This is a genomic window from Allobosea sp. LjRoot237 (genome assembly GCF_964253285.1).
Taxonomy (GTDB): Bacteria; Pseudomonadota; Alphaproteobacteria; order Rhizobiales; family Beijerinckiaceae; genus Allobosea.
Map to the genome: position 1 here is coordinate 60746 of NZ_CAXUQP020000001.1, position 16984 is coordinate 77729.

The 16984-nt window shown below is 67.1% G+C and carries 18 protein-coding genes; 9 read left to right on the plus strand and 9 right to left on the minus strand.

What is annotated here, in order from left to right; genetic code table 11:
* Nucleotides 1-2: 2 nt before the first annotated feature.
* The gene (locus tag ACSQ24_RS00270; RefSeq protein ID WP_436092760.1) at nt 3-530 is read right to left on the minus strand and encodes a hypothetical protein; all 528 of its coding nucleotides are present in this window, start codon (nt 528-530) and stop codon (nt 3-5) included.
* Between the two features lie 199 nt (nt 531-729).
* Between ACSQ24_RS00270 and ACSQ24_RS00275 the strand changes: the two genes are divergently transcribed.
* The gene (locus ACSQ24_RS00275) at nt 730-1038 is read left to right on the plus strand and encodes a hypothetical protein (RefSeq protein ID WP_436092761.1); all 309 of its coding nucleotides are present in this window, start codon (nt 730-732) and stop codon (nt 1036-1038) included.
* Between the two features lie 82 nt (nt 1039-1120).
* On the opposite strand, the gene ACSQ24_RS00280 is transcribed toward ACSQ24_RS00275, so the two are convergent.
* Nucleotides 1121-2545: a M20 family metallopeptidase gene (locus ACSQ24_RS00280; protein WP_436092762.1), complete on the minus strand. Its 1425-nt coding sequence runs from the start codon at nt 2543-2545 to the stop codon at nt 1121-1123.
* Nucleotides 2546-2677: 132 nt separating this feature from the next.
* On the opposite strand from ACSQ24_RS00280, the gene ACSQ24_RS00285 reads away from it, so the two are divergent.
* Complete coding sequence (locus ACSQ24_RS00285) at nt 2678-3841, plus strand: glycosyltransferase family 4 protein (RefSeq protein WP_436097789.1); 1164 nt, start codon at nt 2678-2680, stop codon at nt 3839-3841.
* On the plus strand, nt 3838-4509 hold the full coding sequence (locus ACSQ24_RS00290) for a class I SAM-dependent methyltransferase (RefSeq protein ID WP_436092763.1): 672 nt from the start codon (nt 3838-3840) through the stop codon (nt 4507-4509). The genes ACSQ24_RS00285 and ACSQ24_RS00290 overlap by 4 nt, the downstream gene beginning before the upstream one ends.
* Before the next feature lie 17 nt (nt 4510-4526).
* Here the strand turns inward: ACSQ24_RS00290 and ACSQ24_RS00295 are convergent, their stop codons facing one another.
* The 4 genes from ACSQ24_RS00295 to ACSQ24_RS00310 form a co-directional block, all read right to left on the minus strand.
* Nucleotides 4527-4742: a DUF1059 domain-containing protein gene (locus tag ACSQ24_RS00295; protein ID WP_436092764.1), complete on the minus strand. Its 216-nt coding sequence runs from the start codon at nt 4740-4742 to the stop codon at nt 4527-4529.
* A 226-nt stretch (nt 4743-4968) separates the two neighbouring features.
* Nucleotides 4969-5679 carry a L,D-transpeptidase gene (locus ACSQ24_RS00300; RefSeq protein ID WP_436092765.1) on the minus strand — a complete coding sequence of 237 codons (711 nt, stop codon included), beginning with the start codon at nt 5677-5679 and terminating at the stop codon, nt 4969-4971.
* A 138-nt stretch (nt 5680-5817) separates the two neighbouring features.
* Complete coding sequence (locus ACSQ24_RS00305; protein WP_436092766.1) at nt 5818-6885, minus strand: patatin-like phospholipase family protein; 1068 nt, start codon at nt 6883-6885, stop codon at nt 5818-5820.
* Entirely contained in the window at nt 6882-7667 is a 786-nt protein-coding gene (locus ACSQ24_RS00310) for a 3-hydroxybutyrate dehydrogenase (RefSeq protein WP_436092767.1), read from the minus strand. Before ACSQ24_RS00310 ends, ACSQ24_RS00305 begins: the two co-directional genes overlap by 4 nt.
* 117 nt (nt 7668-7784) lie before the next feature.
* Between ACSQ24_RS00310 and ACSQ24_RS00315 the strand changes: the two genes are divergently transcribed.
* The 3 genes from ACSQ24_RS00315 to ACSQ24_RS00325 all read left to right on the plus strand — a co-directional run bounded on the left by ACSQ24_RS00315 (nt 7785) and on the right by ACSQ24_RS00325 (nt 11798).
* On the plus strand, nt 7785-8318 hold the full coding sequence (locus tag ACSQ24_RS00315) for a transcriptional repressor (RefSeq protein ID WP_436092768.1): 534 nt from the start codon (nt 7785-7787) through the stop codon (nt 8316-8318).
* A 67-nt stretch (nt 8319-8385) separates the two neighbouring features.
* A complete protein-coding gene (gene ispG, locus ACSQ24_RS00320) occupies nt 8386-9663 on the plus strand; it encodes a flavodoxin-dependent (E)-4-hydroxy-3-methylbut-2-enyl-diphosphate synthase (RefSeq protein ID WP_436092769.1) in 1278 nt (425 codons plus the stop codon).
* A 152-nt stretch (nt 9664-9815) separates the two neighbouring features.
* Nucleotides 9816-11798 carry a potassium transporter Kup gene (locus ACSQ24_RS00325; RefSeq protein WP_436092770.1) on the plus strand — a complete coding sequence of 661 codons (1983 nt, stop codon included), beginning with the start codon at nt 9816-9818 and terminating at the stop codon, nt 11796-11798.
* A 249-nt stretch (nt 11799-12047) separates the two neighbouring features.
* Here the strand turns inward: ACSQ24_RS00325 and ACSQ24_RS00330 are convergent, their stop codons facing one another.
* Complete coding sequence (locus ACSQ24_RS00330) at nt 12048-13001, minus strand: polyprenyl synthetase family protein (RefSeq protein ID WP_436092771.1); 954 nt, start codon at nt 12999-13001, stop codon at nt 12048-12050.
* An 87-nt stretch (nt 13002-13088) separates the two neighbouring features.
* Between ACSQ24_RS00330 and mtgA the strand changes: the two genes are divergently transcribed.
* Nucleotides 13089-13790, plus strand: a complete 702-nt coding sequence (gene mtgA, locus ACSQ24_RS00335) for a monofunctional biosynthetic peptidoglycan transglycosylase (RefSeq protein ID WP_436092772.1) — start codon at nt 13089-13091, stop codon at nt 13788-13790.
* Nucleotides 13791-13942: 152 nt separating this feature from the next.
* Complete coding sequence (gene rpmF, locus ACSQ24_RS00340; protein WP_057189713.1) at nt 13943-14128, plus strand: 50S ribosomal protein L32; 186 nt, start codon at nt 13943-13945, stop codon at nt 14126-14128.
* Between the two features lie 76 nt (nt 14129-14204).
* Here the strand turns inward: rpmF and ACSQ24_RS00345 are convergent, their stop codons facing one another.
* A complete protein-coding gene (locus ACSQ24_RS00345; RefSeq protein ID WP_436092773.1) occupies nt 14205-14420 on the minus strand; it encodes a hypothetical protein in 216 nt (71 codons plus the stop codon).
* 166 nt (nt 14421-14586) lie between these two features.
* Between ACSQ24_RS00345 and ACSQ24_RS00350 the strand changes: the two genes are divergently transcribed.
* On the plus strand, nt 14587-16281 hold the full coding sequence (locus tag ACSQ24_RS00350; protein ID WP_436092774.1) for an EAL domain-containing protein: 1695 nt from the start codon (nt 14587-14589) through the stop codon (nt 16279-16281).
* Nucleotides 16282-16333: 52 nt separating this feature from the next.
* Here the strand turns inward: ACSQ24_RS00350 and phaR are convergent, their stop codons facing one another.
* Nucleotides 16334-16912 carry a polyhydroxyalkanoate synthesis repressor PhaR gene (gene phaR / locus ACSQ24_RS00355; protein ID WP_436092775.1) on the minus strand — a complete coding sequence of 193 codons (579 nt, stop codon included), beginning with the start codon at nt 16910-16912 and terminating at the stop codon, nt 16334-16336.
* Nucleotides 16913-16984 lie beyond the last annotated feature (72 nt).

Consider the following 16984-nt stretch of genomic DNA (forward strand, 5'->3'; position numbering starts at 1 on the left):
GTTCAATCCTCGGAGCGGGCGTCCTGCCCGCAACGGAAGCCCGCCGCTTTCTCGTTGGCCAGGCGACGGGCCGCGGCATTCGCGTCCGACTTGCGGGCATCGACGCTGCCGATGATGCAGGAGGCGCCGTCCGGCGCGAGCCGGTAGACGACGAGCCGGCTGCCATCGAGCTTGCCGATGCTCTGGCCGGTCGCATAGCGCACGATCGCCGCCTGCGGCCGGCCTCCTTTGGGCCCACGCCATTCGATCGTCTTGCCGACCTCGAAGAAGGCAGCCTTGTCCGAGATCGTCTCCTGCAGCGCCTTGGCGCCGAACTCGACCGCGGATGAATCGTCGCCGGCGGTCCAGGTCACGGTGAGGCCCGCCTTGCCGGGGCAGCGATGCACCGAGATGGGGTCACCATTGCCCTTGTCCTTGCGGCATTTCGCGTAATCGTGGGCCGTGTAGCTGCTCGCCCATTGCTCGGCGCGCAGCGGCGGCGCGAGCAGGATTGCGAAGCCGATGGCGAGAGCGAGCCGTCCGATCGTCATGGAGCGGTTTCTCCATCCTGAAGCGGCCGATCCGACGACATCCAGCGCCAGCCGGCAAGCTGTCGTTCGCGAGTGCCGAGCGGAACCTGACGGCATTTCGAGAATTTTTTATGCGAACCGCGCGATTCCGGTCCTGCGACCGACAAGTCCGCAGCATGGCGAGCAGTTCGCCACCCGGCTATCCATTCGGAGAATGAACATGACCCGCACCAAGAAGAGCTTCGCCGCCGCCGTCGCCGCTTTGGCGCTGGGCGCTTCCGTTTTCGCCGCTGATGCCGAGGCCCGCCCGCGCTATCGCGGCGCCGCGATCGGAGCCGGCATCGTCGGTGCCCTCGCCCTCGGCGCTCTCGCCGCCGGCGCCGCCAGCGGCCCGGCCTATGGCTACTACGATGACGGCTATGCCCCGGCTTATGCTCCCGCACCGGTCCGCCGCTGCCAGCTCGTCGACCGCGTCAACTACTACGGCGAATATGTCGGCACCCGCCGCGTCTGCCGCACTTATTACTGAGTTCCCAAAGGGCCTTCCTCCCCGGCCCGACATCCTGGCCCGCCGGTTCGCCCGGCGGGCTTTTTTCGTACCGGAGGACGATTCAGCCGCCGGTCGACATGGTCAATGGCGGCTTCACCTCGGCGGGGACGGGCGAGGTATAGCCGCCATCGGCTGCGACGCGCTTCTGGAAGTCGGCCTTGGCGGCCGCCATCAGCTGGGGATCGGTCAGCACCGCCGCGCCGGTCGCCGCCATCGCCTTGGCGACCTGGACCATCGCCTTGTGCGCAGCCGGCATTTTACCCTGCGCCACCACCTGCCAGGTGTGGAATGGCGTGCCGATCGCGACGGTCGGCGCATGCGCCTGCACGGTCGGGACGACCCAGCTGACGTCGCCGACATCGGTCGAGCCGATCGCCGGATTGCGGGGAGCGTCGAGCGGCACGGTGAAGTCGGCGAGCTCGGCATCGGTCTTCGGCAGGCCGATCGAGCGCCAGATCGCGTCGATGTCCTTCTGCGACAGGGTCGAGCGGATCTGCCTGGCGAACTCCTTGTCGGCGTCGTCGAAATGCGGCGGGCCGAGATCCTCCATGATGCCTTGTAGCGCCTTTTCCAGCGGGCCGTTGCCGACGACGTTCGAGACGGCGCTGACGATCCTCATCTCCATCGTCGTCTCGGTCATCAGCGCGGCGCCCTCGGCGATCTTTTTGACGCGGCCGACCAGTTCGAGCATCCCTGGCAGGTCGCGGGCGCGGATCGAATAGCGCACGCGGGCATGGGCCTGGACGACGTTGGGGGCGATGCCGCCGGTGTCGAGCAGGGCGTAGTGGACGCGCGCGTCGCTCGGCATGTGCTCGCGCATATAGTTGACGCCGACGCTCATCAGTTCGACGGCGTCGAGGGCGCTGCGGCCGAGTTCGGGCGAGGCAGCGGCATGCGAGGCGCGGCCGGTGAAGATGAAATCGGCACGGGTGTTGGCGAGCGAGAGCGGCGGAGTGACCTCCCAGAAGCTGCTCGGGTGCCAGGAGATGGCGATGTCGGCATCTTTGAAGGCGCCGGCGCGGACCATGAAGGCCTTGGCGGCGCCACCTTCCTCGGCCGGGCAGCCGTAATAGCGCACGCGGCCGGGCAGCTTGTTCTCGGCGAGCCAGTCCTTCATCGCGGTCGCGGCCAGCAGCGCGGCCGAGCCGAGCAGGTTGTGGCCGCAGCCATGGCCATGGCCGCCGGTCTCGATCTCGCTATGCTTGGCGACGCCAGCTTCCTGGCTCAGACCCGGCAGCGCGTCGTATTCGCCGAGAAAGGCGATGACCGGGCCGCCTTCGCCGGCCTCGCCGATCACCGCGGTCGGGATGTCGGCGACATTCTCGGTGATCCGGAAGCCCTGATGCTGCAGCTCGGCGACATGCTCGGCGACCGAGCGCTTCTCGGTGTAGCAGACCTCGGGAATCGCCCAGACCCGGTCGCTCAGCTCGATGAAGCGCTGCTTGTTGGCGTCGACATGGCGCCAGAGGTCGTTGCGATTATCCATTGTCAGTCTCGCTATCGGTGAGCTTTCGTCCCTTTCTCGCAAGCGTGGCGCCTTGCGTCCAGCAACCGCAAGGCATGGCAGCCCTGCCGAGTGCTGTCCTTGGCGCTTGATTTTCCCGGCGGCATCGGCCTGATGCGCGGCATGGCCCGCCAGAAGCTGCTTTTCGTCGCCACCGAGGACTGGTTCTTCGCTTCGCATTTCCTGCCGATGGCGCGGGCCGCGGGCGAGATGGGCCTCGACGTCGCCGTGATCGCGAGGGAGCGCAACCACAGGCGCGCCATCGAGGCGACCGGCGCAAGGCTGATCGCGCTCGAGGCGGAGCGGCGCTCGCTCTCGCCGGTCGTGCTGGTCAAGCAGGTGATGGCGCTGAAGCGCCTGATCGAGCGGGAACGTCCCGATATCCTGCACTGCATCGCGCTGAAGCCGATCGCGCTCGCCGGCCTTGCCGGGCGGCTCGCCGGGGTCGAGCGGCGGGTCTACGCGCTGACCGGGCTCGGCTTCCTCGGTGCGCGCGAGGGCGCTGCGGCCGATGCGGCGCGGCTGGCGGCGAAGCTCTGGCTGCGCCAGGCGATCGACGGGCCACAGGTCCGGTTCCTGTTCGAGAATCCGGACGACCCGCTGACGCTGGGGCTCGATCCGGCCGATGCCGGCAAGGTCGCGATCGTCGGTGGTGCCGGCGTCGATCCGCTGATCCTGATGCCCGAGCCGATGCCGCTGCAGCCACCGCTCAAGGTCGCGCTCGTCGCCCGCATGCTCTGGTCGAAGGGCGTCGACCTCGCGGTCGAGGCCGTGACGCTGGCGCGCAAGCAGGGTGCGCGGGTCGAGCTGACGCTGCACGGCGCGCCCGACCCCTCCAACCCCAAGGCGGTGCCGGAGGCGACCCTGCGGGAATGGTCGGCGCGGCCGGGGATCGACTGGGCCGGGCCGACGCGCGATATCGAGGATGTCTGGCGCAAGCACCATGTCTGCTGCCTGCCCTCGCGCGGCGGCGAGGGCCTGCCACGCACTTTGCTGGAAGGCGCCGCCTGCGGGCGGGCGCTGCTGACCACCGACGTGCCGGGCTGCCGCTCCTTCGTCCGCACCGGCCAGGACGGTTTCGTCGTGCCGGCCAACGACATAGCCGCGCTGGCGCAGGCGCTGATGACGCTCGCTTCTTCGCCCGGTCAGGTCGAGCGCATGGGCGCAAGCGCTCGCGAACGGCTGCTCGCCGGCTATACCGAGCGCGATGTCATGGACGGGGTGAAGGCGCTCTACCGCTCGCTGCTCGGGCAGCATCAGGCGGATCTGGTCGCGTGAGCGCGGTCGACGCGAGAAGCGACCGGCTGGCTTTCATCCGCCGCCATACAAGGCTGCTGCCGGTGCCCCATGCGCCGGAGATCTCGCTTTACGTCGCCGAGGAGGCGACCGAGCTCTGGCAGAAGACCGAGGACGAGCTGGCGACGATCGGCCTGCCGCCGCCGTTCTGGGCCTTCGCCTGGGCCGGCGGGCAGGCGCTCGCGCGCTATATTCTCGACCACCCGGAGATCGTCAGCGGCCGGCGCGTGCTCGATTTCGCCAGCGGCTCCGGCCTCGTCGCCATCGCTGCGGCGAAGGCAGGGGCGGGCCAGGTGATCGCGGCCGACATCGACGCATTCGCAGCAGCTGCGATCGGCCTCAATGCCGCGGCGAACGGCGTTTCCGTCGACGCGCGGCTGGATAATCTCGTCGGCATCGACCAGGGCTGGGAGGTTATCCTTGCCGGCGACATCTGCTATGAGCGCGAGCTTGCGGCGCGGGTGATCGACTGGCTTTCGGGGCTCTCGCAGCGCGGCGCGGCCGTGCTGATCGGCGATCCCGGCCGCAGCTATCTGCCCAAGGACAGGCTCGTCGAAGTCGCGACCTATCAGGTGCCGGTGACGCGGGCGCTGGAGGATGCCGAGATCAAGAAGAGCTCGGTGTGGCGACTGGCGGGCGAGGGGCGGTAGAGGGCGTAGGCTCCCGCTCAGGCGGCCCGGCTCGGCACTTTCTCCGGGGGAATGCCGTCCTTGATGACGCTCCTGAGTAGATCCCGCAATTCGAGCGTGTCCTGATGCCCGTGAACCGTGACGGCATGCTGGACAGCCGCCTCCAGAAGTTCGCCTTCGGTATCGGCACCGATCGCGATTGAGCAGTTCATCTCGCTCGGGAATTCACGGCAGTCAATGAATTTGCGTCCCATGGCGTCCTCCCCGATTGGAAGATCCGGCACCCTTCAAGTCGAAGGGCTGCGGTCCACAATACGCCCAGGCGCGATTGCCGCAAAAGCGATATGCAGCCCGACGATGGCGGCAAGCGTGACTATTCGGTCTATTGCGCCATCGACCATTGGGCTCGGAATTGAGACGGGAGAGGAACCTGCGCTGCCAACACCGGCAGCGCCCGGACCATGGTCTGACGCCGCCGCCTCAGGCCGGTAGGACGACCACCTTCGTCTTGACCGGCGTGTTGTTGTAGAGGTGGATCATGTCCTGCGTGAGCAGGCCGATGCAGCCGCTGGTGATGCCGTTTCCGATCGATTCCGCGTCGAGGGACGCATAGATCGTGTAGAGCGTGTAGGCGCCGTTCTGGTAGAGATGGAGCGTGCGCGCGCCGAGCGGGTTGTCGAGGCCGCCCGGCATGCCGCGGGCGTATTTGGCCGCCTCGGGCTGGCGCTTGATCATCTCCTTGGGCGGTGTCCAGGTCGCCCATTCGGATTTGCGCCCGACATAGGCGTCGCCCTTCCAGCGGAAGCCGTCGCGGCCGACATTGGCGCCATAGCGGGTCGCGTTTCCGCCGTCCTCGACGCGATAGACATAGTAATTGCCGGGATCGACGATGACCGTGCCAGGCGCTTCCTTGGTCTCGTAGCGAACCGTCTTGCGGAAATATTTCGGGTCGACATGGGTGACGTCGATCGCGGGGATCGGGAATTTCTCCTCGGGCACCGGGCCGTAGAGCTTCTGCGCCTCGGCGAGGCTCATGCCGTCGGAGGTCGCACAACCGCCGAGCCCGAGCGCGCCGAGACCGGCGGCCGAGCCGGCCAGGAACGACCGGCGATTGAGAAGTCCGGTCCGACGCTGGAGCAGAGCGATCTCGTGCATCTTGCGGGCGTCGGCGTTGCTATCGTCGATGATCATAGTCCTGGACTTCCCTTGTCCTGCTGCCGACGAGACGACACTGCGGCATCCCCCGCTGAGCGTCTTGGCCGGCGGAGATTGCCGTTATGCGCCTTGGCTTGCAAGCTCGCGCCTTTACCGCATTAGCGGCCTCACGTCTTACGAAATCGCTTCCTTCAGATCCAAGGTCCCCTGGACTCCGATGGCGGCATAGTTGCGCTTCAGCCAGCGCTTCGCCGCGGTGCGGCCCATGTCGCGCAGGCTGAGCAGGAAGCTCCATTCGGAATTGAGGCGCGAGGAAGAGGTCAGCTGCGCCAGCGGCAGGCCGCCATCGATCCGGTGCATCAGCACGCGCTTGTAGTCGCCGGTCGAGAGCTTGCCGTCATCGAGCAGGCGGTTGACGAAGTCGATGGCGCGTAGTTCGCGCAGCAGCGAGGCATTGAAGGTGACCTCGTTGAGCCGGTCCTGGATCGCCCGGGCGTTGGTCGGCAATTCGCGACGCTCAAGCGGGTTGATCTGGACGAGCATGATATCGTCGCCGCTTGCTTCGTAGAACAACGGGAACAGCGGCGGATTGCCCATATAGCCGCCATCCCAATAGGCCTGCCCGTCGATCTCGACCGCCTGGAACAGCATCGGCAGGCAGGCCGAGGCCATGAGATGGTCGGCGGTCAGTTCCTCGCGGGTGAATATCTTGATCTTGCCGGTGCGGACATTGGTCGCCGAGATGAACAGGTTGACGTCAGCGCAGCCCTGGACCTTGTCGAAGTCGATCAGGTCGGCGATCACGCCGCGCAGCGGATTGATGTTGAGCGGATTGACGTCGTAGGGGCTCGCCACCTTCGACAGAAGCTCGAACCAGATCAGCCCCGGCGGGCGCCCATCCGTCCAGGCGCCGAGCATGGTGTCGAGCAACGAGCGCTCCGAGCCGCCATATTTGCCGTCGACGCTGATCCGGCGCCAGAAATTCTCCAGCGCGGTGCGGGCGCCGTCGATGCCGCCGTCGAGCCAGCCCTCGGTCAGCACCACCGCGTTCATCGCGCCGGCGCTGGCGCCGGTCATCGCCTCGATCGCGAGGCGGCCATCGGCGAGGATCGCGTCGAGCACGCCCCAGGTGAAGGCGCCATGCGCGCCGCCGCCCTGGAGCGCGAGGTTGACCGACTTCTCGGCCTTGGGCCCCGCCAGGCCCTTGACCTGAGGAACACGCCGGCGCTTGCGGCCGGTCATGCCGCGGTCCAGCCGCCATCCATCGGCAGGGTCGTGCCGGTGATCGACTTGGCGGCGTCGGTGCAGAGGAAGACGGCGAGCGCCGCGACCTGCTCGACGGTGACGAACTCCTTGGTCGGCTGGGCCAGCAGGAGCACGTCGTTGATGACCTGCTCCTTGGTCATGTTGCGCGCCTTCATCGTGTCCGGGATCTGCTTCTCGACGAGCGGCGTCCAGACATAGCCGGGCGCGATCGCGTTGACGGTAATGCCGTTGGTCGCGACCTCGAGCGCCACCGTCTTGGTGAAGCCGGCGATGCCGTGCTTGGCGGCGACATAGGCCGATTTGAACGGCGAGGCGACGAAGGCGTGGGCGCTAGCCGTGTTGATGACGCGGCCCCAACCCTTCGCCTTCATCTTCGGCAGCGCGGCGCGGGTGGCGTGGAAGGCCGAGGACAGGTTGATCGCGATGATCTGGTCCCATTTCTCGATCGGGAACTCGTCGACCGGGGCGACATGCTGGATGCCGGCATTGTTGACGAGGATGTCGATCGCGCCGAACTCCTTTTCGGCCTCGGCGACCATGGCGGCGATCTCGTCCGGCTTCATCATATTGGCCGCCGAGTAGCGCGCCTTGACCCTGAAGTCCTTTTCGATGCCGGCGCGCTCCTTCTCGATCGCGTCCGCTTCGCCGAAGCCGTTGATCACGACATTGGCACCCTCGGCGGCGAGCGCGCGGGCGTAGGCGAGGCCGATGCCGGAGGTGGAGCCGGTGACGAGGGCGGTACGGTCCTTGAGGAACATGGGGCGGCTCCTGACATTTGGCCTGAGAACGCTTAACTTACCGGCGGAGGCTGGCATTGCGCCAGCGAGGGAGCGTCGGTCACCGGGACGGTGCCCGATGTGCTATTGCAACGCAACATGACGAAAATGCAGCCTGCGAGCGACCATCACGATCACGACCACGCGCATGGCCAATGCCAGCATGCCCATGATCATTCGCGCCACGCCGCCACCGGCCTGGCGCGGGCCGAGGCGGTCTGCCGCGAGCGTGGCCTGCGGCTGACGCCGATCCGGCGCAAGGCGCTGGAAGCGCTCTATGCCGACCACAAGCCGGTCGGCGCCTATGACCTCGCCGACCGGATCTCGCCGCCGGGCGGGCGCCGGCTGGCGCCGATCTCGATCTACCGGGCGCTCGACTTCCTCGTCGAGCAGGGCTTCGTGCATCGCCTGAGCTCGCGCAACGCCTTCATCGCCTGCCCGCACGGCCATGGCGCCAACGAGGCGGTCGCATTCCTGATCTGCGAGATCTGCGGCGGCGTCGACGAGGATGCCTCGCCCGCCATGCGTCAGGCGATCAAAGGCATGGCCGAGGGCCGGCGCTTCCAGACCTCCTATCAGGTGGTCGAGATCGTCGGGCGCTGCGAGCACTGCCGCGACGCTGGGATAGCTTGACGATCATCGACCGAGGGCGCAGTGCAACCGCGACGAGCCGCTGCCGGCCAAGGATCCGGATCCTTCCATGAGTGACCAGCCGCTGATTTGCCTGCCCGAGGGGCCTGAGGCCGCGCCGGCCCCGCGCAAGCGTACCGTGCCTGTGATGGTCGGCCATGTGCAGGTCGGCGGCGGCGCGCCGATCGTCGTGCAGTCGATGACCAATACCGACACCGCCGACATTCCAGCGACGGTCGGGCAGGTTGCCGCTTTGGCCCGTGCCGGCTCCGAGCTGGTGCGCATCACCGTCGATCGCGACGAGGCGGCGGCGGCTGTGCCGCATATCCGCGAGCGGCTCGACATCCTCGGCATCGACGTGCCGCTGATCGGCGATTTCCACTATATCGGCCACAAGCTGCTGACCGAGCATCCGGCCTGCGCCCAGGCGCTGGCGAAATACCGGATCAATCCCGGCAATGTCGGCTTCAAGGACAAGAAGGACAAGCAGTTCGGTCAGATCGTCGAGCTCGCGATCAGGCACGGCAAGAGCGTGCGGATCGGCGCGAACTGGGGCTCGCTCGACCAGGAATTGCTGACCTCGCTGATGGACGTCAACGCTGCGGCGCGCAAGCCGCTCGATGCGCGCGCGGTGATGCGCGAGGCGATGGTGCAGTCGGCCCTGTTCTCGGCCGAGCGCGCCGAGGAGATCGGGCTGGCCAAGGACAAGATCATCCTCTCGGCCAAGGTCTCGGGCGTGCAGGATCTGATTGCGGTCTACCGCATGCTGGCGGAGCGCGGCGACTACGCCATCCATCTCGGCCTGACCGAGGCCGGGATGGGCTCCAAGGGCCTCGTCGCCTCCTCGGCGGCGCTCGGCGTGCTTCTGCAGGACGGGATCGGCGACACCATCCGCTTCTCGCTGACGCCGGAACCGGGCGGCGACCGTACGCTCGAGGTGAAAGCCTCGCAGGAATTGCTGCAGACCATGGGCTTTCGCGCCTTCGTGCCGCTGGTCGCAGCCTGCCCGGGTTGCGGACGGACCACCTCGACGGTGTTCCAGGAACTGGCGATGGACATCCAGAGCTGGATCTCGACCTCCATGCCGGAGTGGAAGACGCGCTATCCCGGCATCGAGGCGCTCAACGTCGCGGTGATGGGCTGCATCGTCAACGGTCCCGGCGAGTCGAAGCATGCCGATATCGGCATCTCGCTGCCGGGCACGGGCGAGGTTCCGACCGCGCCGGTCTTCGTCGACGGCAAGAAGGTCGCGACCTTGCGCGGGCCCGCCATCGCCGCCGAGTTCAAGACGATGGTCGAGACTTACGTCGAGCGGCGCTACGGCGCCCGGGCCGCAGCGGCCGAATAGGCGCTTCCAACGATCTAATCGATTCAAGGTGATCGCCGACCGAAAGTGGCTCCCACCACTGCGGCATATGCTCTAGCGTCTTTGCCTGTGAGACATGCCGTGCTAGAGGCCCCGGCCTTTTCGCTGCATCGCAGCACCCGCGGAGCGACTTGATGGGTCATGACCAGCAGCACCCGCCGGCCTCCAAGCCGGACGGTGACCGCTTCGGACTCGACGAGCCGGCCGGCAACGGCCACTCCACGCAGAGCTATGCCGCGCTCGCCCTGGGTGCGCTGGGTGTCGTCTACGGCGATATCGGCACCAGCCCGCTTTACGCGCTGCGTGAAACGATCCTGGCTGCGACCGGCGCGGCCTCCGGTGGGCATGGCGGCGCAGCGGTCACGCTGGCCGGCCCCTTGCCGCGCGAGGCGGTGATCGGCGTGCTCTCGCTGATCCTGTGGTCGCTCGTCTTCGTGGTCACGCTGAAATATGTCGTGCTGCTGCTGCGGGCCGACAACAATGGCGAGGGCGGCACGCTCACCCTGGTGGCGCTGGCGCAGCGTGCGCTCGGGCGCGCCCGCGGCGGCATCGTACTGTTTCTCGGCATGGCAGGCGCGGCGCTGTTCTATGGCGACGCCGTGATCACGCCGGCGATCTCGGTGCTTTCGGCTGTCGAGGGCCTGAAGCTGGTGACGCCGGTGCTCGACGATTACGTCATCACCATCGCGTCAGTGATCCTGATCGCCCTGTTCCTGGTGCAGAGCCGCGGCACCGGCAAGGTCGCCAATTTCTTCGGCCCGGTCATGATGATCTGGTTCCTGACATTGGCGGGCCTCGGCATCTATCACATCTCGGACGATCTCGGCGTCTTCGCCTCGGTCAACCCCTATTACGCGGTGCGCTTCTTCTTCGACCATCCCGGGTTGTCGCTCGCGGTGCTCGGCGGCGCCTGTCTCGCCGTGACCGGGGCCGAGGCGCTCTATGCCGATATGGGTCATTTCGGTCGCGGCCCGATCCGCAGCGCCTGGATCTACCTGGTCTTTCCGGCATTGTGGCTGAACTATCTCGGCCAGGGCGCGCTGATCCTGTCCGACCCGACCGCGATCGACAATCCGTTCTACAAGCTGGCACCGCCGGCGCTGATCCTGCCGTTGGTGATCATGGCGACGCTCGCGACCATCATCGCGAGCCAGGCGGTGATCACCGGCGCCTACTCGCTGACCCGCCAGGCGATCCAGCTCGGCCTCTTGCCGCGCCTCGAGATCCGCCACACCTCCGAGCACACCTCCGGGCAGATCTACATCCCGCGCATCAACGTGCTGCTGCTGTTCACGGTGCTGCTGCTGGTCTGGACCTTCAAGACCTCATCCAACCTCTCGCACGCCTATGGCATTTCGGTGTTCGGCGCGATGCTGGTCGACTCGCTGCTCGCCTTCATCGTGATCTGGCGCGGTTGGCGCTGGGGTCTGGCGGCCGCTGTGGCGGTGATCCTGCCCTTCCTCATCATCGACGTCGCCTTCTTCTCGGCGAACCTCTTGAAGCTGCTCAGCGGCGGCTATGTGCCGGTGCTGTTCGCCATGGCGCTTGTCCTCCTGATGTGGACCTGGGTGCGCGGCACCAAGATCCTGTTCGACAAGACCCGCAAGACCGACGTTCCGCTGCTCGAACTTGTGGGGATGCTGACCAAGAGCCCGCCCTACCGGGTCAAGGGCATGGCGGTGTTCCTGACCAGCGATCCGGAGACCGCGCCGGCCTCGCTGCTGCACAACCTCAAGCACAACAAGGTGCTGCACGAGCGCAATGTGATCCTGACAGTGCGTTCGGCCGATACGCCGCGCGTCGCCGAGAGCGAGCGCGTCAGGCTCTCCCGCATCACCGACGATTTCTGGCGGGTCGAGATGATCTACGGCTACATGGAGAGCCCGAACGTGCCGAAGGGGCTGGCCATCCTGCGCAAGCAGGGCTTCAAGTTCGACATCATGTCGACCTCGTTCTTCCTGTCGCGCCGCTCGATCAAGGCGTCCCCGCAATCGGGCATGCCGATCTGGCAGGACAATCTCTATATCGGCCTGACCAAGAGCGCGACCGACGCCACCAACTTCTTCCAGATCCCGACCGGTCGTGTCGTCGAGGTCGGCACTCAGGTCACGGTGTAGGTCGGGCGGCCGTTCTCGGCGAAGCCTGCGCTGCCCGGCCAAGTCGGGCGCTGCCCTCACTCTCCTGCGTCATCCCGGACAAGCCGCGAAGCGGCGCAGCTCCGGGATCCATCGGAGGGCTCCGGAGCTCTACGATGGATCCCGGAGTTCCGCTTCGCTCCATCCGGGATGACGGTGCGGGGGGAAATGAGGAGGTGAGCAATCTGGAAGGGGACCTGTCCGGCCGTTTGCAATTGGTAGTCCCCAATCTCAGCTCTTGCGCTGTGCGGTGAATTCCGCTGCCGCGCGCAGCATCGCCGCCTCCGACCCGAACTCGGCGAGTGCCATGATCGCCTCTTCGCTGAGCCGGTCGCGCTCGCGCTTGGCGGCGGGAAGGCCGAGCGCCGCGACGAGCGTGGCCTTGCCCTTGGCGTCGTCCTTGGCAGTCGCCTTGCCCATCTGCTCGGGGCTCGCCTCGATGTCGAGGATGTCGTCCGCGACCTGGAAGGCGGCGCCGAGCGACTTGCCGTAGCGCTCCAGTGCGGCCATCCGCGTCGCGTCGGCCTGGCCGAGGCGGGCGCCGATCAGGACGCTGCCGGCGAGCAGTGCGCCCGTCTTCATCGCCTGCATCCGGCGGATCTCGGCCTCGCTGAGCCTGCCCGGAGCGCCGTCGTCGGAGAAGCGCCCTTCGGCAGCGAGATCAAGCATCTGCCCGCCGACCATGCCGCCAAGGCCGAGCGAACGGGCGAGCTGCAGGATGATCGCGGCGCGCGTCTCCCCGTCCGGATGCGTCCTTTGATCGGCGATGACATCGAAGGCGAGCGTCAGCAGGCCGTCGCCGGCGAGGATCGCGGTCGCCTCGTCGAAGGCCTTGTGCACGGTCGGGCGGCCGCGGCGGGTGTCGTCGTCGTCCATGGCCGGCAGATCGTCATGGACCAGCGAATAGCAATGGGCGAGCTCGACGGCGGCGCCAGCGCGCAACGCCTGCTCGACCGGCACGCCGAAGAGCTTCGCCGTTTCGACGACGAGGAAGGGCCGCAGGCGCTTGCCGCCGGCGAGCGCGCCATGGCGCATCGCCGCGAGCAACCGTGCGGGGCGATGGATCTCGCCGGCCTCGGGCTTGTCCTGCAGCAGTGCTTCGAGCAAGGCTTCGATCGCCACCGCCGTTTCCGTCAGGGCGCTGGCCAAAGCCGCGGCGGGGGCGGTCCGTTCCACGGAACTCATGATCACGTCTCGCGTTGGCTGGCGGAGTTTGGCGCGCGGGGCTTGCCGGAGGCGGCCGTAATCGTCAAGCGTGGGGGAATGACGCGCATGGCTGACAATGCGGCTCCGCGACGCGGGAGTCTCGCGGGACGGATCGTCCGTGCGCTGATCCAGCTGGTGATGGCGTTGCTGGTCGTCTTCGTCGCTTTGCTGCTGCTCTATCGCTTCGTGCCAGCGCCTTCGACCTTGATGATCGGCCGCTGGCTGACCTTCCGGGCGGTGGAGCGCGACTGGGTGCCGCTGGCGCAGATCTCACCGCATCTGATCCGGGCCGTGATCGCCTCGGAGGATCAGCGCTTCTGCTCGCATCGCGGCGTCGACTGGGGCGAGCTCAACGCGGTGCTGCAGGACGAGGATGGGCCGAGCCGCGGCGCATCGACGCTGACCATGCAGGCGGCCAAGAACCTCTTCCTCTGGCCGAGCCGTTCCTATCTGCGCAAGGGGCTGGAGCTGCCGATGGCATTGGCGATCGATCTCGCCTGGCCGAAGCGGCGCGTGATCGAGGTCTATCTCAACATTGCCGAATGGGGTGACGGCGTCTTTGGTGCGGAAGCCGCGGCCCAGCGCCATTTCGGCAAGTCCGCCTCGCGCTTGAGTCCGGCTGAGGCCGCCAGGCTCGCAGGGGCGCTGCCGAACCCGATCCTGCGCAATCCGTCGCGGCCGAGCCGGGCCCTGCAGGCAGCGGCGGGGCGGGTGCAGCGGCGGATGAACCAGCTCGGGCCGCTCGGCAATTGTGCGCTTCCTGCCTGAGGAGCGGTCGGGTGCCACTTTTTCCGCAGCATGGTCTAGCCAGGCCGCGCGCGAGCGTGTAAAGGCCAGCCCTCATCACGGATGTGACGTCGTCGCGACAGTGGTGCGGGTGAGAAGCCCCGCCTCGCGCGAAGGCATGATGGAGAGTACCGATGGCCGTTCCGAAGAGAAAGACCTCGCCGTCGAAGCGCGGCATGCGCCGCTCGGCCGACGCGCTGAAGCAGCCCACCTATATCGAAGACAAGAACTCGGGCGAGCTGCGTCGTCCGCATCATATCGACCTGAAGTCCGGCATGTACCGTGGCCGTCAGGTGCTGAAGGCCAAGACCGAGGCCTGATGCGACGGGCCCATTCGGGCCCTGTCAGCAAGATCGAAGAGCGCCGGCCGTGAGGCCGGCCTTTTTCGTTTGGGCTTCAGGCCGAGCGCAGGAGCCTGCGCGGCAGGCCGCGGCTCGCGATCCCTTCATAATAGCGGCGGGCGCCGATGAATGGGGTTTCGCGATCGCGACGGGCGAACGGGCCGATTCCGGCGTGACTGGCGGCAAGCTGGACGAGGAAAGTGGCGGAGACGCATGGGGTGCGCTCCTCCTCGTAGACGAAGGCTGCCTCGGGTCGTTCTGGTTCGACCATTGTGCTGCTCCGGAACATTCGAGGGTTCGAGAGCGAATCCTTGCAATCCGGACGCCAATCTTAACCCAGCGTTAACGCAGGTACATGCATCGTTTCGGTACAGTTCTTCATTCCCCACACCCAGAACGGGGCGGTTTCTTCCCTATCGCCCGAGGCAGCCGCACCCATGCCTGCGCCGTCCCTGTTCGGTTCCCGCGACGAGAGGATCGTCGAGCCGCGCAGCCTGCTCTCCTCGATCGGCGAAGTCGCCTATAGCTGGGACATCGGCAGTGACGCGCTGAGCTGGGGACCTAACGCAGCCGAGGTGCTGGGACCGGTGCCAACTGCGGTGCTGGAACGCGGCTTGGCTTTCGCCGGGCTGGTCGAGCCCGGCAGCGGCCGGAGCCGCTATGACGCGATCTTCTCCTCGGGCGGACAGGATCTCGGCGACGGAGCGATCTATCGCACGCGCTACGCCGCCGATCTCGCCGGTCGCAAGATGTGGATCGAGGATGCGGGGCGGTGGTTCGCCGGCATCGATGGCCGCCCGGCAAGCGCGCGTGGCGTGCTCAGGCTGGAGCGCGCAGTGCGGCCGGAAGAGCTCACCATGGCCGGCAGCGATCTCTGCGATCGCGACGCCCTGGTCGAGCGTGTCGACGAAGCCCTGGCGGAGCACCTTCCGGCGGAGCGATCCGTCGTCGTGCTGGTCGCGTCGATCGGCGAGCTTGCGCGGCTCAACACCGATTTCGGCCATGAGGGCACCGAGGAGATCATCGAAGAGGTCAGGCAGCGTCTGCACTCGGTGATGCGCCGGCGCGACCAGCTGATGCACTATGCCGGCAATCGCTTCGCCATCCTCCTCGGCGCTTGCCCGGCCAATCAGATCGAGGCGGCAGCACAGCGCTTCATCAAGGCCGTGGCGCGCTCGGCGGTCGAGACCTCGCGCGGGATCGCGCTGGCGCGGCTGCGCGTCGGAGCCGCGATCGCTCCCGACCTATCCCGCTATGGCTCGATGCTGGTCAAGGCCGCCGAGAATGCGCTCGCCGGCGCCGAGGCGGGCGCCCGCGACGCCGCGGTCATCGCGCGACGCCCTATCGCAGCCGAAACGGGCGAGGTAGCGCCGCGCCTTGACATCGAGGCTGTCGCCGCGCTCAACGAGCGCAAGGTGAGGCTGGCGCTCCAGCCGGTGGTGACGGCCAAGGGCCGTACCCTCGCTTTCAGCGAGGCGCTGCTGCGGGTCGAACGTCCGCAGGTCGGCGGTTTCCTCGCCGCAGCGGAGCTGGTGCCGCTGCTCGAGAGACGCGGGCTGGTCGGCCTATTCGATCATCGTGTGTTCGAGCTTGCCATGTCGTTCCTGGCGGAGCGGCCGGAGGCGGTGTTGTCGATCAACGTCTCGCCACGGTCGCTTTCCGACTCGGACTGGATCGAGGGCTTCGAGGCAGGGGTCGGGGCGAACCCGGCTGCTGCGAAGCGTCTGATCGTCGAGGTCACCGAGACGGCGACGATCGAGGATCCGGCGCGGATGGCGAAGCTGCTCACCCGGATCAAGCAATGTGGCCCCCGCATCGCGATCGACGATTTCGGCGCGGGCCACACCTCGCTCAGGCACCTGCGCGCCTTTCCGATCGATATCCTCAAGCTCGATGGTGCTTTCACGCAGAACCTGCGGCGCTCGACCGATGATCGCTTCTTCGTACGCACCCTGCTCGAACTCGCCCATCATCTCGGCGTCGAGACGGTCGCCGAATGGGTCGACGACGAACTGCAGGCGTCGATGCTGTGCGATTGGGGCGTGACCTATCTGCAGGGTCACCTGGTCGGCAAGGCCGAGCTGTGGCTCCAGGACGCGCCCGACAGGCCGCTGCTGCAGGCCGTGGGCTGAGCCTCTTTCCGCTCGGCGGTTCAGCCGAGCGGAGGTGACGACCAGGGGGGCCTCATTTCTCCTTGGCGAGTCGGTCCAGCCGCTCACGCATTTCGTTGAGCTCGCGCTTCAGGTCGCCAAGCTCGCCGTTCTCTCCACCCTTGGCGGGCGCCTCGCCGCGGCTTTTCGCAGCGGCTGCCGCGGCGAACGGATTGAACAGCCTGAACGCCTCGGTGAACATCGCCATGTTGGCGCGGGTCTGGGCCTGGAGCGCGTCGATGGCGCCAGTGCCAAAGGCCTTGCTCATCTGCTCGCGGATCTTGTTCTGATCCTGGGTCAGATTGTCCATCGAGAATTCGAGATAGCGCGGCACCAGCGCCTGCATGCTGTCGCCGTAGAAGCGGATCAGCTGACGCAGAAAGGCGATCGGCAGCAGGTTCTGCCCGTCCTTGCTCTCTTCCTCGAAGATGATCTGGGCCAGCACCGAGCGGGTGATGTCGTCGCCGCTCTTGGCGTCGTAGACGACGAAATCCTCGCCGTTGCGCACCAGGCCGGCCAGATCCTCCAGTGTGACGTAGGAGCTCGTACCCGTGTGGTATAGCCGGCGATTGGCGTATTTCTTGATGACAGTCGGTTCTTTGTCGCTGGCCATCGACACCCACACGGCTGTTGCGGCCATAACCCGGGGATCGGGCAAGGCCGGAAATCGGTCCCGAATGTGACG